We start from the raw sequence: 16,137 nt of genomic DNA on the forward strand, positions 1-16,137 counted from the left end.
GAGGGTGCCATATGAAAAAAGTACGGAAAGCCATCATTCCGGCCGCGGGTCTCGGCACCCGCTTCCTGCCGGCAACAAAAGCGATGCCGAAAGAAATGCTGCCGATCGTCGATAAGCCGACGATCCAGTATATCGTCGATGAAGCGATTGCATCGGGCATCGAGGACATCATCATCGTCACCGGTAAGGACAAGCGTGCCATCGAGGACCATTTTGATTCGGCGCCGCTTCTTGAACATACATTAGAAGAAAAGCAGAAATTCGAGCTCTTGCAGGAAGTGAAAAACTCCGGCAAGGTCGATATTCATTACATACGCCAAAAAGCGCCGCTCGGTCTCGGCCACGCCGTTTGGACCGCGCGTAAATTTATCGGCGACGAGCCGTTTGCAGTCCTGCTCGGAGACGACATCGTGCAGGCAGATACACCGTGCTTAAAGCAAATGATCAACCAGTACGAAGCGATCGAATCCTCTGTGATCGGGGTTATGGAAGTGCCGCCATCGGAAACACACCGGTATGGCATCATTGACCCGTCCGAGCAGGAAGGACGCCGCTACAAAGTCCGCAAATTTGTCGAAAAGCCGAAGCAGGGCACTGCACCATCCAACATGGCGATCATCGGCCGCTACATTTTCACGCCGGAAATCTTCCAATACTTGAGTGAAATGGAAATCGGCGCAGGCGGCGAAATTCAGCTGACCGACGCGATCGAAAAGCTGAACACGATTCAGTCCGTTTACGGCTACGAGATTGATGGCAACCGGTATGACGTGGGCGAAAAGCAGGGCTTTGTTGAAACGACAATCGAATTTGCCCTTCAGCGTCCGGATCTTCGCGAAGGACTGCTTACTTATATGGAAGAAAAGCTGCGGGAGTACCGGAAATGAAGCGAATTCTGCTTGCTGCCAACATGTACCCGAACAAGCAATTCCCGAGCTATGGCGTGTTTGTCCAGAACACCGAGCGCATCCTGACAAACGGCGGCTTCTCAGTTGATCGCGTCGTGCTGGAGAAAAAAACATCCAAGCCGGCGAAAGCAATCGGCTATGCTACGTATTATGCGAATTTGCTTCGAAAAGGGCTGTACGGCCATTACGATGCGATTTACGTTCACTACGCCTCGCACAACGCGCTGCCGCTGCTCATGCTGAAGCGAATGAAGCCGACCGTCCGCATCGTCACCAACGTGCACGGAAGTGACGTCGTGCCGGAAGTGGCTTCTCAGGAAAAATACCAGCCGTATGTGAAGCAGCTGCTCGAGCAGTCATCGCTCATTATCACGCCTTCGCACTATTACGAATCACTCGTAAAAGAAAAATACGGCGTCGACACACCCATTGCTGTTTTCCCGTCAGGAGGCGTCAATCAGGCTGTTTTTCATCCGAAAGAAAAAGCCGCAGCACGTAAAGAGCTCCAGCTTGACCCGTCGTACCGCTACATCGGCTACGTCGGCCGTCTCGACGTCGGCAAGGGCTGGGATCATTACCTGCGCGCCATCAAGCTGTACACTGATGAAAACCCGTCGCACCGGACGAAATTCATCGCAGTCGGCTCCGGCAAGGACGAAGCCGCCTTCAAGCAGCTCGCAGCCGAACTCGGCATCGAAGACGTTCTTATTCATTACGGTCTCATGCAGCAGTCGGGCCTCGCCAGCGTGTACAACGCGATCGACGCCTTTGTGTTCCCGACCACCCGTAAAGGGGAAAGCCTCGGCTTAGTCGGCTTGGAAGCGATGGCCTGCCGCACACCGATCATCGCCAGTGCCATCGGCGGCATTCTCGACTACGTGAAGCCAGGCGAAAACAGCTGGCTGTTCGAGCCCGGCAGCGCCGAAGCACTCAAGAACCAGCTCATCGCCTTTGACCAATTGTCTGACGCTGAGCGCGATGCCGTTGCTGAAGCCGCTTATCAGACGGCGCTTGAGTACGAAGAATCCGCGATTCAGCCGAAGCTGATTTCGATTTTTAACGAAAACTAAACCTGCACCCTGACCGTTTCGAAACGGCCGGGGTGTTTTTTGTTGCAAGAAAAGCGGCATCCTTTGAATAAGAGAGAACTAGAAAAAGTGCTGCTCTTTCATAAAATAACAAATCAGTGACTTTTCTCTCTGATTTTCATCCTAATTTTGTATGCGTTCTTCAATAGTCGACAAAGAATATAAAAAAGAATAGTGGATTAGAAGGAGATCGATTAAGAAGCAAAGACAAATAGATGAGGAGAAAGGCTCAATTGTTAAAATAACCTTAAAGTTTAGTAGCAGGAGCCGATATATGAACAGAATCAAGACGGATGAAATCTATTTGTAATGATTCAGAATCGCCTGTACAAGCAGTAAAACCAGTTATGCGACAAATATGACAAAATTTATTCCGGAAAAAACTTTAATTTTGTCTAGCATATGGTATATAATGAATAAGCTATGAAACAAACGGCATCAACCGATGAAAACATTTCCACTATTTTTACGTCAGTGTTACAAACATTACGTTTTGAATAATTTATGGAAAAAGTTAAAAAACGGTTGAAAAAAACCCCTTGTTTGATAGAATATTACTTGAGTTACAAACCTGTTAAATTCTCCTTGCAATACATAACGTTTCATCTAAAGGAAAATGCAGCTAGGAACTCAACATCACGTTATACGGAACAATCAGCTACCCGCTGTTTGTTTTCATAAAAAAACCACAACCTATACAAAACAGGAGGAACTTATTACATGGCTTACCAACCAAAGTCTTACCGTAAATTCGTTGCAACAGCAGCAACAGCTACTCTAGTGGCATCAGCAGTAACTCCTGCATTCGCAGCAGAAACTGGCGCAGCAGCAACTTTCACAGATGTACCTGAGCGTTACCAAACAGCAGTTGATTACCTTTTAGAAAATCAGGTTACAAACGGCTATACTGATACTCAATTTGGTACAACTATGAGCATTAAACGTGTTGATGCAGCCGTGATGATTGCAAAAGCACTTGATCTTGATCTTTCTGATCGTCCAGCATCTGGTTTTTCTGACGTGCCTGAGCGTGCAGCAGTATACGTTGATGCTTTGAAAGCGGAAGGTATTGTCAACGGTAAATCTGCTACTGAATTTGGTGCCGCTGAGAACATTACTCGTGGCGAAATGGCTTTGATTGTTGCTAAAGCTTATGATTTAACAGGCGACGGAAGCGACCTTCCATTTACAGATGTAGCTCCACGTTACCAAGATGCAGTTGCAGCTCTAGTTGATGCTGGGATTACTTTTGGTAAAACAGCAACTTCTTTTGGTACAACACAAGAAATTACTCGCGGTGAATTCGCACTATTCTTATACCGTGCAGAAACTGGCGATGAGCTAAAAGTTTCTAATGTATCTGTAGCGGTAAACCAACAGTCTGCAACAGTAACTGCAGATGTTGCAAATGCTGAAGCTGGTGCAAATGCAAAAGTTGAAATTTTCGCAAATGGTGGTTCAACTGTAGCAGCTACTCAAGAGGTAGCTGTTGTAGATGGAAAAGTTAATGCGACATTCAATGAATTGCCAGCTGGTACACACACTGCAAAAGTAACTGTGGGAGAAGAAAGTGCACAAACAAACTTTACGGTATCAGTAATTCCTGCAGCAGTTCAGAGTGTTACAGCGCTTAATGCTAATGAAATTCAAGTAGTTTTCAACAAAGAACTATCTGAAACATCTGCAGAAGACGCTGCTAACTATGTAGTAAATGTTAACGGTGTTACTGGCGTTGATGTTGCTACAGGAACACCTGAATTACAAGAAGATAAAAAGACAGTAATCGTTCCATTGAATGCGTCATTAGCCAATGGAAACTCATTCAAAGTAATTGTTGATAAAGTTAGAACTTCAGATCTACAAGACGTTCCTAAATATGAATCATCAGCTCAAGTCTTTAACGATAAAATTGCTGCTTCGTTATTAAGCGCTGAAGTAAATGGAACAAAGTTAAAAGTTATTTTTAACGAACCAGTTTCAAACACTGGCACTACTGAATTTTACGTTGATGGTGTAAAAATTACTGATGTAACTCTAGCGCAAGCAAGCTCTTATAGCCTTGGTAACTATGAGTACGAGTTGGATTTAACTGGTGGAGAAGCAACAGACCTTGGTAAAGTTGGAACACATAAAGTGGAAGTTTATTTCGTAAATGATGCAGCAGGCAACTCTACAACGTATTCTGCTACACAATACGTTGTTTCAAATGACACTCAAGCACCATCAATTTCTAAACTAGAGGCTAAAGAGCAAGATCAATTTAAAATCTTTGTATCTGAACCACTTGCTGGCTTTACCGCAGGAAATATCACAGTAAGTAAAGGTGGATACACTTTTAACTCTACAAATGATATTTCTCTAGGTGCATATAATGCAACTGAAAAATCTTATACGGTAACAGTAGATACTAATGCCGCGGGAACAGATACTTTAAACCCGCTATACAAAACTAATGAAAATTCAGCGAACCTTTCAGTAGAAATTAAAGATTACCGTGATGCTGCTGGTTATATTGGTAATGCATTTACTGGATCTGTAACTCTAACTAAAGATGTAACTGCTCCTAAGTTAGAAGACAATCGTTTAGCGTATGCTGATTCAAATAATTCAGATCTTTTCGTTAAATTCGATGAGAATGTTACAATTGCGGATGCTACTAAAATTACTGTTCGTGATAAAGAAGGCGTACGCATAGTTCCAAATTCTTATGGTGTATCACAAGGTAAAGGTGAAACAGGGACAACTGAGTATGTTCGTGCAGATCTTCCTACACTTGGCTCTACTGAATATACTGTAGAATTTGCAGCAGGTGCTATCCAAGATGCATATGGAAACAAAAACACAGGGACATTGACTTCAAAAGTTACTACATCGGTAGCTGACGGTGTTAGTTTGCCAGTTGTTTATAGTGCTACTCCAGCTGGAGACCGTCAATTGTCGATTGCAAATAATGTAATCACAATCGATTATGGTCAGATCATGGACTCAAGTGCAATTCAATTAGCGAATTACAAGTTCAATGGTAGTGCTTTCCCAGCAGGTACATCTATTGGGTGGGGTACTGACAAACAAACTGTAGAAATCACATTGCCGGATAATACATTCTCAATTGATACAACAGCTTTAATCACTATTTCTAGTGAAGTGAAAACTGATTCAGGTAAAAAAGTATATGCTAATGCAAATACTGGAGATGAGAATGTAATCAAACTCGGTGCTACTGACATCAATGATAACATTGAACCTAAGCTTTCTTCAGCTGCTTATGTAGTTCCAAGTAATGATGCAACGACTTCTAATAATCTCCGTTTGACATTCACTGAGAACGTATTGGCTGTAGATGATGCGGCTCACCGTGATGACTTTGCAGTAGTAGTAAATGGCAAAAAGATTGCTGTTACAAATATTACTGACATTGATGGAGATAATGTATTAGAGCTTACATTAGGTGAGTCTGTAAATGTTGCGCAAGTTGCAACTATTACAGTGGAAACTGATACAACATTGAATCCAACAATTAATGTTACGGATGCAAGCACATTGAATAACAAATTAACAGCTGGTTCTGTAACAGCTACAACTAAAGAACGCTAAAATATAAATGTATCTTTAAAAGGGAAAATCCAATAGGATTTTCCCTTTTTTTAATTGTTCAATAACCTAATTTAATGAGAAAGTAAGAAAGGACTTAAAGAACACTTGGAACTAGATTTACTCTATAGCTTCATATCAAACTATAAATGGTTTACAATTCTTTCATATTTCCATGTGATTTATTGTATAATAGAAAAAGAGAAATGAAGGAAAATATTAAACTAACAGGGGTGCAGGTGTGAAGAGTACTAGAGTAAAAGCAATACTGGCAATGATGATGATCGCAATTTTATGTATATCGCTGCTTCCGCAGAAATCAGAAGCAGCAGCTCCGCTTCCAAAACGGGAGATGCGGGCGGCGTGGATTGTGACGGTTGGCAATGGAGATATGAAGGCGGGCATGACGGCGTCACAGTACACGGCATGGGCGCGTCAGACATTAGATGGCTTAAAAGGAAATGGATTTAATGCGGTCATTTTTCAGGTGAAGCCGACGAGTGATGCGCTGTATGAGTCCAATTTGGCGCCGTGGTCTTCTTACATTACGGGGAAAAAGCAGGGGACGAATCCGGGCTACGATCCGCTGAAGATCATGATTGATGAGGCACATAAGCGCGGGATGGAGCTTCACGCGTGGATGAATCCGTACCGTGTGACGATGCCGAGCCAGAGCTTGCCGGATTTGGCGGCGAACAATGCAGCGCGGAAAAATCCGGGCTGGGTTGTGAAGTACGGAAAGCAGTATTATTTAAACCCGGGTCTTCCGGCTGTACAAAATTATTTGGTAGATTCGGTGAAGGAATTAGTGGCGAAGTATGATGTGGATGCGGTGCACATGGATGATTATTTTTATCCGTACAAAATTGCGAATGAAACGTTTCCAGATCAAGCGGCGTTCAAGCAGTACGGCGGCTCTTATAAGAACGTTGCCGACTGGCGCCGGAATAATGTGAATCAGCTGGTGAAGAATTTGTATAATGGCATTAAAGCGACCAAGCCGCACGTGCAGTTCGGGATTTCGCCGTTTGGTGTATGGCGCAACCAGTCGCTTGATCCGACGGGCAGTGCGACGACAGCTGGCGTGAACAATTACGATGATTTGTACGCGGACACGAGAACGTGGATTAAAAATGGAACGATTGATTACATTACGCCGCAGGTTTACTGGTCCAAAAACATGGCGGCGGCGCGCTACAATACGCTTTTGAACTGGTGGAGCAAGGAAGTAAACACGTACGCGAACACCCACCCGGTCAATTTGTACCTTGGGGTGGCGGATTATAAGGTCGCGACGGATACGGTCGATAAGACGTGGAACGACAAGATGGAGCTGCCGAATCAGATTTCCTCCAACCGCGCAAACGGCACAGCGGACGGGCAGATGCATTTTTCTACCCGAAGCATTCAAGCAAACAAGCTCGGCTATATGTCGATCATCAAACAGCAGCTGTACAATACAAAAGCGGTGACGCCGGCGGTTCCGTGGAAAAATGGCTCTGTGCCCGCGAAGCCGACAGCTGTTCAAGTGAAAAAAGAAACGGCGGGCAGAACGATTTCGATTACGGATCAAAATGTTACGCAGGCGCGAAAATATGTGATTTACCGGTTTAACGGCAATGCGGAAGGCTCTTATGAAGATCCGCGCAATATTGTCGATGTCGTGTACAATACTGGAGGCCAAACCGTGTTTACGGACAAAACAGCTTCGGCTGGAAGCAGCTACACGTACGGCATCCGGTCACTTTCGGCAACAGGTGTGGAAAGCAGCACCGCATTTGTCGTGAGAGAAGCGGGTGATGGCTCGTTTGCGGATGTGACGACCTCGCACCGTGCGTACAAGGAAGTCAGCTTTTTAGCAAAAGAGGGCATTACACAGGGAGATGCGAACGGTCTTTTCCTTCCGGGACAGACGGTGACGCGGGCAGAAGCAGCGGCGATGCTCGGACGGGCACTGAATTTGAATGGAACGAAGCGGGACAGCGTGTTTACGGATGTCGGACCGGGCATGTTTGCCTCAGGCTACATTCAGTCAGCGGTGGACCGTGGAATTTTCTCCGGCTATAAAGACGGCTCGTTTAAGCCATACGGTCATATTACACGCGGCGAAATGGCGCTCATGATCAGCCGGGCGTTTGGCTATGAATACAACAATTCCGCGTCCGCTGCCCAGCAGGCGTTAATGTCCAGAGGCATTGCACTCGGGATGTCGGACGGCCAGTTTGGTGCGCAGTACAGCATCATTCGTGCAGACTTTGCGGTGTTCCTGGCACGGGCACTTGATCCGAGCTTGCGGGTTCAGAAGTAACCCTTCAGCTTGAGGTTGGCGCAATTATCGGGATTACGGCGCAATTACGATGTGGTTGGCGCATTTCCCGAGAATACGGCGCATTTCCCGGGATTACCGCGCAATAAAAGCCGAATTGCGCCATACGAGAGATAATTGCGCCATAAATAGTAGACAAGGTAAAGCCGTCCTCGGTGTGAGGACGGCTTTTGTTTTAATAAATATCGAGTACCTTCAGCGAGCTGCTGTCTGAGCCGCTATTTGAACGGTGCAGGAAAATAGCGAAGTCGCCGCGCTTGATCGAGTCAGCTGTACCAAAGGCTGAAGCTGATTTTCCATTTGTAATGCCGTTCGAAACGAGTGCTTGAACAGCCGTTTTATAGCGGTCCGGCACATCGGTGAACGTGGTTGAGCCGCTTCCTTCCAGCTTCAGTGCGCGGGTCAAAATGATCGCCAGCTCGCCGCGTGTCAATGTTTGATCGGAGCCGAATGTGACAGCTGTCTTGCCTGATACAACCCCGGCTTTCACGAGTGCATTTACAGCCGATTGGGCACGTTGCGGCACGTCTTTAAATCCGGCATCCGGCGCGTTCAGTGGCAAGTTCAGCATTTTGGCCAGCATCACAGCGGCATCCACGCGCTTGATCTGCTGGTCGATGCCGAAGCGGCCGCCGCCCACACCGGACGTAATGCCGCGGCCAACCAGCTGATCTACCGCATCTTTATACCGGTCCGGCACATCTCCGAAAGCAGGTGCTGCCGCTGCGGCTGTTGTGCTGGCGGTTACGGTAAAGGTCATTTTCACTGCGCTTTGCAGACGGGCGCCATCTGTACTGGCCACCCCTTTGCTTACGTACAGCGTATACGTTTCACCCGGTGTATACGGCTGCAAAGGCTGCATGGAAATGGCTTTCGTGGCGTCATTGTAAACAAACTCGGTTTCAACGAGATTGCCCGCTGCATTCAGAACAACAATGTCGAGCGTGGACAAAGCCGCTTCATCAAGTTTTTTGTTAAAGGTGATGGTCCAATCCTTCGCAAGGGACACGCCCAGTTTTGCTGCTTTTTCCTCAACGTCATCGTCTTCAAAATCGCGGCGGACCTCCTGCTCAATTTGTCCAAGTGCGGCGAGCGCCTCGGTGACCTGGCCGCTTGTCGCAGTTAGCCGAGCGCGGCGCGAATCAATCGCTGCTGCGTCACCGCCTTTAGCTTCAAGCTTGTCGAGCTGAAGGGAAACAGCGTTCAAGCGGTTTTGAAGCGCATTGAACTTGCCCCGGTAGCCCGGCTCATCATCTAAATCATCGTCGAGGTCGTCATCATCGTCTTCGTCCGAGTCATCATCTGAATCGTCGGAATCATCATCGTCTTCGTCCGAGTCATCATCTGAATCGTTATCGTCGTCATCATCCGAATCTGCGCTTCTGAAAATTTGATCATCGTCCACATCATCAGAATCATCGTCATCCGAGTCGTCATTGTCATCATCTGAATTATCATCGTCGTCCGAGTCATCGTTGTCATCATCTGAATTATCATCGTCGTCCGAGTCGTCGTTGTCATCATCTGAATCATCTTCGTCATCCAAATCGTCGTCATCATCATCTAGCTCTTCCTGCTCGATTTTTGCGAGCTTTGCCTGGTAGAAGGCGAGCTTTTCTTCGATTTTTGCGAGCTGGCTGTCGATACGAGCAAAGGCCTTTGCTTCCGGCTGTTCAGCGAGTACATTAAACGGTACAGCGCTGGTTTCGGACGGGGCGGCTCCTGCGAAAGTAACGCCTGAGAATAAAACACTTGTGGCCAAAACTGCTGCAGCGGGCGGGGTCCATTTTTTCATGTGTAAAAGCTCCTCCTTGACTATCATCGTAATCCTACAACTCTTTTATCGTCACGGATATGAAAGTTAGAAAGCGTTTTTCTAAAAAGAAGCACATCGGCATAGGTTTTTCCTTTTTATAGGAACGGACTGACGCCCTTTGTTTTATGTTAAAATAAAAATAAAAAGAAAAAGATGGGAGGAACCATGGTGCTGTACGGATTAAAAGAAGCTGAATTTTACGGGCTGGTCAATTTATTTAAAAAGCATCGAGAAGTGGTTCGGAAAGTGATCTTATTTGGCTCCCGGGCAAGAGGAGATTTTGAACATACGTCTGATATTGATCTGGCCGTTCTATTAAAAGATCCTTCTTTTTTGCTTTCGTTAAAAGATGAAATGGATCAACTTCCGTTCATTTACACGGTGGATTTAATTGACTACGATCAGATTTCAAACGCTTTGTTAAAGAAAAAAATTGATGAAGAAGGAAAAACTATATTTTTGACCGATTCCTCTGGAAAGGTGATCGATAACATGAATAAAATCATTTATAAATTTGATGATTTTAAAAAAGCACTGACAAAGCTCCACGAGAGTTTGAAAAGGGATGCGGCAACAGATGACCTCGTGCTGGATGGTGTCATACAGCGTTTTGAGTTCACGTACGAGCTATCCTGGAAATTAATGAAGGCTTATTTGGAATACAATGGCCACCAGTCCGTTACGAGCCCAAGACAAACGGTGAAAACAGCTTTTAAAGAAGAGCTGATTGAACAGGGAACAGAATGGATACATATGTTGGAAGACCGCAACCGGACTTCGCATACGTATGATCACGAAACTGCGCTTGCCATATATGAAAACATTAAGAGTAGATACATTCACCTTTTCGACAGCTTACAGAAGGAGTTGGGGCAGCGGTTAGCTGATGAAGGCAGTTGAACCTTGGAAATAGTCATTTTTGAAGTTGGCGCAATTATCGGGAATACGGCGCAATTACGGTGAAGTTGGCGCATTTCCCAGAGTTACGGCGCAATAAAAGCCGAATTGCGCCATACGAGAGATAATTGCGCCGAAAATGAGCCGTCTCTTTTAGAAGGAATGTTATTTTGTTTGTAAAACTGGCTCTGATCTTCGATATATTCACATACTAGCTGTAGAAGTGTCCGGCTCGTAAAAAACACCGGAAAATATGATACAATTTGCTTGAGGATAGGTGAACACATGAACAAAACAACATTTCGCAGCCCGTTGACGCTGACGAAAAAAGCAAAGGGGAAATGGCGAGAGCTCGGGTTGGAGGAGCGCTCTTTTTTTTCGTTAGAGACGTCTTATTCGGTTTGGATGGAAAAGTATCCGGGTCTTCCCCCGTCCGTGGCGCTGTTTTTCGAAAATCAGTTGCCGGATGGACGGACGCTTGTGCTGCACTGCGCGGTGGAGCGCACCCAGCTGATTGTGGTGAATGTGACGGCAAGGGCTGCGCATGCGGCGGTGGGCACCAACTGGCGGCGGCCGCTTGATCTCACCATTGACCAGAAGCTGTATCAGGTCCCAGCTGGACTTCTCCAGTTTATCCAGGACATGCCGGTGGCGCAGGAAAGCTCGGATTATGTGAAAAAACGGATCGCGAGCTGGGAAGGCTATTTGAAAATCCAGGAGCGCCACGCGGATATTCCCGATATGACGGCGCGCTTTGGCGGCATCACCTTTAATAGCAGTTTCAGCCGGGCGACGTTAACGGGCTGTCAGCTAAAGGAACAAGAATGGAAGTCCCTCAAGGATTTAAGTGTAAAACTAAAGGGCATCGACAAGGAAATTGGCAAGGTGCTGAAGGCGAACTGGGTGGCCGGCACGGTGGAGGTCGAGCTGAGTGTACAGATGGCAGACCGTGCGCGGAAGCAAGGGTTCGATACCGCACAAAAGGAAGTCACCTTCAGTAACTTTGCGGCATTAAGCCAGGTAAAGCGGCTCCGGCAAGGGTTCAAGCAGCTGGAAGACGGGCTGGCAGCGAATCCGGCACTGGAAAAGCTGCTGTTTGAACACAAGCCGCCGGTGCAGGAGCCGAAAAAAAACGTCCAGCTGCCGTTTCACAACCGGCTGAACGAATTTCAGCAAAAAGCCGTTACCGGTGCGATGGCAGCGGAGGATTTGTATGTGATTCAAGGGCCGCCGGGAACGGGAAAAACGACGGTCATTTCGGAAATTTGCCTGCAAAATGCACGAGCCGGACTTCGGACGCTTGTTGCATCGCAGTCGAATCTTGCGGTGGATAACGCGTTGAGCCGCCTGCTGGCCCATAAGGATATTCGCATTCTCCGCGTCGGCCGGACGGAAAGTATTGAAGAAGAAGGCAAAAAGTTTATTGAGGAAAACGTCGGTCAGTACTGGAAGGATCATACGCTGGAGGAAGTGTCCGAGCAATTCGATGCGCGGGCTAAGCGCAAGGAAGCGATGGATGCGGAATGGACAGCGAATGAAGCAGCGTACGAAGAAACCGAGCCGCTCCTCAAGCAGTCAGAAGAAGCTGTAGAGGCGAAAAAACAAGCCGAACGCGAGCAGCAGGAAATGGAGCCGATGCTGCAGGAGCTGAACAAGCAAAAGCAAGCCGCAGAACAGGCTCGAGCACTTCTGCACCAGCAGATTACGGAAATGGAGCAGTCGTATGAATCGCTGACGGCACAAATAAAAAAGGACGAAGCTTTTCTCCGGGAACAGCCGGACGATGAAGCCACTGGTGAACAGCTGCAAGAGACGATCAATCGGTTAAACCAATCGTTAAAGCTGGATGAAATAAAGGAGCATATGAATAAGAAGAAAGACGCGATCGCACGTGAAACAGAAGCGTACGAACAGAAGTCCGAAGCCCTCCAGCAAACCGGGCTTATTGCTGAAAAAGCAGCGGGCGTCAAGCGGATCGACGGATTAAAGTGGCTCATGCTGGAGCAAAACATTGAACGCACGTCACGGATTGTGTATTTTATGAATGAACTAGACGACCTGCGCACGGAGCTGGACCAGTCGGCCAGGCTGCGCACTTACAATGACCAGCTGAGCAAGGCGATTGACTATGTGGAAAAGCTGCTGGTGCCGCACCGGGTGCCGCTCGTGCAGCTGAAGCAGCGCGCTGTCAGCACCCCCGCTTCCTATACATCAGAAGAGATTGATCACTTTTTGAACGATCTGCGTGAAAATATTCGCCATATCGATCCGCGTACGCTCACGTCGTATCTCAGCGGCTTGTACAGCCGGAAATATTTCGTCTGGCAGCGGGCAAAGCGCGTCAAAGCCTCCGATGCGGTGAAGGAGCGGGCGCGCGATACGTTTCAGTCGCTGAAGCAGGAGGTCACCGAGCAGCTCTGGCAAAAGCAGTACGCTCATGAAACATCGTGCCAAAAGGCGAAGCAGTCGATTCAACAGGCGCAGACGGAGCTGCAGGCATTGCAGGCGCAGCACAATGAACTGGCCGCGGCTGTGTCATACGTACCGGATGCCGCGGAGCAGCTGAAGAAAGCAGAAGCATCTCTGGCCGAATGGAAAAGAAACGCAGAGCACGTAAAGAAATTAAAGCAGCAGCTCGACACAAACCGGGAAGAAAAAGCAAAGCAGCACGCACAGATCGGGACGGCCGAGCAAAAGCGGACGCAGCTGGATATCGAGCTTGAAACCGTACAAAAAAATATTCGCGAACAAGAAGAAGCACTCGCTGTGCTGCAGGAGATTCTTTCCGGAAGCCCCGAGCAGGAGCACGAAGCGCTTTTGAAAAAAATGGCCCGGCTTTCGTTTCAGAGAGAAACGCTGAAGCAGGAGAAAAAACGCTGGCCGCTGCTGCAGTCTGTACAGGAAAAATGGCTGTCGATGCTGAAAGACGCAAGTGATCACGACCTTGATGAAATCCGCAAGCTGTATGTGAAGCATGCGAACGTCATCGGCACGACCTGTGTTGCCTCCGCCCGGAAAGATTTTATCGAGCAGTATCCGGTGTTTGACGTCGTCATCATTGATGAAGTGTCAAAAGCGACCCCGCCGGAGCTGTTGCTGCCGATGCTGAAGGGGAAAAAAGTCATTTTAGTCGGGGATCATCACCAGCTGCCGCCTTTGTTTGGAAACGATACGCTGGAGGAAACGCTTCAGGAGGTCGTCAAGGAAAGCGACGATTTTGACGGAAAAGCGGAGCTGAAGAATTTGCTGAAGGAATCGCTGTTTGAACGGCTGTTTCACACGCTGCCCGATACGCACAAGCAAATGCTCGCGATTCAATACCGGATGCACGAGGACATTATGGAAACGATTAGCCCGTTTTACGAAGGGGAAAAAGACCGCCTGCAATGCGGGTTGACGGACTCTGATGCCGACCGTGACCATAAGCTCGAGTCGCCCACCATCAAGCGCGGCGATCATCTAGTCTGGGTGGATATGCCGAATGAGCCTGCTTTTTTTGAAGAAAAAATGAAGGGCGGCAAAAGTCTGTTTAACCCGGCGGAGCTGCGCGAGGTGAGTGGAATGCTGACGGAACTGAATGCGGCAGCCGAAAAAGCCGGCATCGTGAAAAGTGTCGGCGTCATCAGCTTTTACGGCGAGCAGGTGAAGCGGATTGACCGGCTGCTGAGCCAGGAGCTGCGGCTGCCTCATTTAACCGTCCGCACTGGAACTGTGGACCGGTTTCAAGGAATGGAAATGGACGTCATTTTGCTGAGCATGGTGCGCAATCACGCCAACCGGAACGAAGACATCGGCTTTGCAAAGGACTACCGCCGGCTGAACGTCGCGCTGTCACGGGCGAAGGAGCTGCTCGTGTTGATCGGCAGCACAACCATGTTTACCGAGCGGACAAAGCAGGCGGACATGTACAAGCATGTCCTCCGCACGGTGAAAACACACAATGGACTGCGGGAGGTGAGTCTGCATGGATAAACGGCTCAAGCAGCTGCTCGAGAACCCAGCCGTGGAGCTGAAGCACTCGGCAGAATGGGTCTTGCCCGTTCACCGGTACGCGGTGTCTTTTAAGCGGGTCAAGCGCGCCCAAATGGACATTTTAATGAAAATGATGCTGCTGACCTTTCAGGAAACCGAGATTCGCCGGGCAGCGAATTTGGCAGAAATGCTGTTAGTAGAAGAGTTATTTATCGCAGATTTAATGGAGAAAATGCTGCGAATGGGCCTGATCCGGATGGAAAAGGGAAGCGTAAAGCTGACGCCAAAAGGACAGACCCAGTTAAACGAAGGAATTTTTGAAGAAGAACTCGATGACGAGCAGACGGAGCTGATCTACAGCCCGGCACATGATCGATTTTGGCCGGAAGCAGGTGAGGCGGAAGGAGACACGTACCGCTATGCCGAGGACCGGGCGCCAAATATGGAAACGATGCTTCAGGTGCTGGCGGAACGGGAGGAAGGCCGGTTAGAAGACGGCCTGCAAACGGTCGTATCCGACATAATCGCTGCCGAGAAAAAAGATACAGCCCGCGTTCTTTGCCAGGAGTACCAGCTTTACAACCAGGAACAGGATGTGTATTACTGCCGCGTCTGGAATACCGCGCTGCGTGAATGGGACCGTGTACTTGAGGGTGAAATCGAAGAGCACGAACAGCTGGACTGGCGAAAAATGGCCGGGTCGCATTGACCCGGCCATTCACTGTTAATGCGTATGCTCCTGTTCAACCCGGTCGACAAACTGCTTGGCTTCTACCAGGCCGGCGCCCGTTTGTTCACGGACAAATTTCACGATCGGCACTTTGTTGCCGCCTTGCTGGAGCATCGCCTGCACCTTTTGTTCAAGCCCCGCATCCGTCAACACCGTCGGATGCGTTTTTTGACGGCGGCTGAGCAGCACACCGATGATCGCGACCAGGGCTGCAATAATTACAAATGACAGAACCGCACTGGACATGTTCATTCCTCCTATAAGTTACAGTCTTTTTTCACCTTCGTAAAGCCGGATAATTCAGCAATCAGTGCAGACAAAGCGGCGAACTTTTCCCCGGCATTGGTCGCACCGACGAGCAGTTTTGCTGTTTCGTAATAGCCGCCTAAATCCTTAATATACTTTTTAATTTTGGCAATGCGTGCCACCGGAATGGCGTTCAGCACGACAATCTCCGCAATGGCGAGGGAACAGTCCCAGGCACCCTGTGTTTCCACCATGCCATCAGTTGCCGGCGGTGCCTGCTCGACCACATTCATGTCAATATCCTTCTCCAAAAAATATGCTTTAATCGCGTCCGGATCTTCCTTCTCCAATAATTCATCCGGAATGTCCTCAATCGCTTTTAAAATCGGCGCCAGCTCATCTGCCCGCTCCTCCGAAATCGTTGGGGCTTCTGCTGCCTGAACCGCCGGGGAGTGAAAGGGAAGCAGCGCCATCACAATGGCAGTTGTTATGGCAATAAAACGAGCCCATATAGTTTTTTGCATCTTTTTTCCTCCTTTACCCAATTTAGTGACAGTATAACA

At 48.1% G+C, this 16,137-nt stretch carries 10 protein-coding genes; 7 read left to right on the plus strand and 3 right to left on the minus strand.

The features are described from left to right. Nucleotides 1-11 precede the first annotated feature (11 nt). The 4 genes from galU to BW952_RS04720 all read left to right on the plus strand — a co-directional run bounded on the left by galU (nt 12) and on the right by BW952_RS04720 (nt 7,895). Nucleotides 12-887 (plus strand): UTP--glucose-1-phosphate uridylyltransferase GalU, encoded by an 876-nt coding sequence (gene galU / locus BW952_RS04705; RefSeq protein ID WP_045849348.1) that lies wholly within the window; start codon nt 12-14, stop codon nt 885-887. Then, the gene (locus BW952_RS04710) at nt 884-1,978 is read left to right on the plus strand and encodes a glycosyltransferase (protein WP_045849349.1); all 1,095 of its coding nucleotides are present in this window, start codon (nt 884-886) and stop codon (nt 1,976-1,978) included. Before galU ends, BW952_RS04710 begins: the two co-directional genes overlap by 4 nt. A gap of 738 nt (nt 1,979-2,716) precedes the next feature. Further along, nucleotides 2,717-5,590, plus strand: a complete 2,874-nt coding sequence (locus tag BW952_RS04715; protein WP_045849350.1) for an S-layer homology domain-containing protein — start codon at nt 2,717-2,719, stop codon at nt 5,588-5,590. Between the two features lie 238 nt (nt 5,591-5,828). Next, complete coding sequence (locus BW952_RS04720) at nt 5,829-7,895, plus strand: family 10 glycosylhydrolase (protein ID WP_231581258.1); 2,067 nt, start codon at nt 5,829-5,831, stop codon at nt 7,893-7,895. Nucleotides 7,896-8,088: 193 nt separating this feature from the next. Here the strand turns inward: BW952_RS04720 and BW952_RS04725 are convergent, their stop codons facing one another. After that, the gene (locus tag BW952_RS04725; protein ID WP_052698342.1) at nt 8,089-9,708 is read right to left on the minus strand and encodes an S-layer homology domain-containing protein; all 1,620 of its coding nucleotides are present in this window, start codon (nt 9,706-9,708) and stop codon (nt 8,089-8,091) included. A gap of 189 nt (nt 9,709-9,897) precedes the next feature. Between BW952_RS04725 and BW952_RS04730 the strand changes: the two genes are divergently transcribed. The 3 genes from BW952_RS04730 (at nt 9,898) to BW952_RS04740 (ending at nt 15,307) form a co-directional block, all read left to right on the plus strand. Continuing rightward, complete coding sequence (locus tag BW952_RS04730) at nt 9,898-10,629, plus strand: HI0074 family nucleotidyltransferase substrate-binding subunit (RefSeq protein ID WP_420809993.1); 732 nt, start codon at nt 9,898-9,900, stop codon at nt 10,627-10,629. A 282-nt stretch (nt 10,630-10,911) separates the two neighbouring features. Then, nucleotides 10,912-14,598, plus strand: coding sequence for a DEAD/DEAH box helicase (locus BW952_RS04735; RefSeq protein ID WP_045849351.1), 3,687 nt, complete (start codon nt 10,912-10,914; stop codon nt 14,596-14,598). Continuing rightward, nucleotides 14,591-15,307, plus strand: a complete 717-nt coding sequence (locus tag BW952_RS04740; protein ID WP_045849352.1) for a hypothetical protein — start codon at nt 14,591-14,593, stop codon at nt 15,305-15,307. Before BW952_RS04735 ends, BW952_RS04740 begins: the two co-directional genes overlap by 8 nt. 15 nt (nt 15,308-15,322) lie before the next feature. On the opposite strand, the gene BW952_RS04745 is transcribed toward BW952_RS04740, so the two are convergent. Together BW952_RS04745 and BW952_RS04750 are read right to left on the minus strand one after the other, a co-directional pair. Then, on the minus strand, nt 15,323-15,574 hold the full coding sequence (locus tag BW952_RS04745; RefSeq protein ID WP_045849353.1) for a ribosomal protein L7/L12: 252 nt from the start codon (nt 15,572-15,574) through the stop codon (nt 15,323-15,325). 11 nt (nt 15,575-15,585) lie between these two features. Further along, on the minus strand, nt 15,586-16,098 hold the full coding sequence (locus BW952_RS04750; protein ID WP_052698343.1) for a hypothetical protein: 513 nt from the start codon (nt 16,096-16,098) through the stop codon (nt 15,586-15,588). Between the last annotated feature and the right edge of the window lie 39 nt (nt 16,099-16,137).

Origin of the sequence: Domibacillus enclensis, from assembly GCF_900156125.1 — a bacterium.
Lineage (GTDB): Bacteria > Bacillota > Bacilli > Bacillales > Domibacillaceae > Domibacillus > Domibacillus enclensis.

Coding starts and splice junctions, on each gene's coding strand:
- galU (WP_045849348.1), top strand. CDS start 12: ATGAAAAAAGTACGGAAAGCCATCATTCCGGCCGCGGGTCTCGGCACC.
- BW952_RS04710 (WP_045849349.1), top strand. CDS start 884: ATGAAGCGAATTCTGCTTGCTGCCAACATGTACCCGAACAAGCAATTC.
- BW952_RS04715 (WP_045849350.1), top strand. CDS start 2,717: ATGGCTTACCAACCAAAGTCTTACCGTAAATTCGTTGCAACAGCAGCA.
- BW952_RS04725 (WP_052698342.1), bottom strand. CDS start 9,708: ATGAAAAAATGGACCCCGCCCGCTGCAGCAGTTTTGGCCACAAGTGTT.
- BW952_RS04735 (WP_045849351.1), top strand. CDS start 10,912: ATGAACAAAACAACATTTCGCAGCCCGTTGACGCTGACGAAAAAAGCA.
- BW952_RS04740 (WP_045849352.1), top strand. CDS start 14,591: ATGGATAAACGGCTCAAGCAGCTGCTCGAGAACCCAGCCGTGGAGCTG.
- BW952_RS04745 (WP_045849353.1), bottom strand. CDS start 15,574: ATGTCCAGTGCGGTTCTGTCATTTGTAATTATTGCAGCCCTGGTCGCG.
- BW952_RS04750 (WP_052698343.1), bottom strand. CDS start 16,098: ATGCAAAAAACTATATGGGCTCGTTTTATTGCCATAACAACTGCCATT.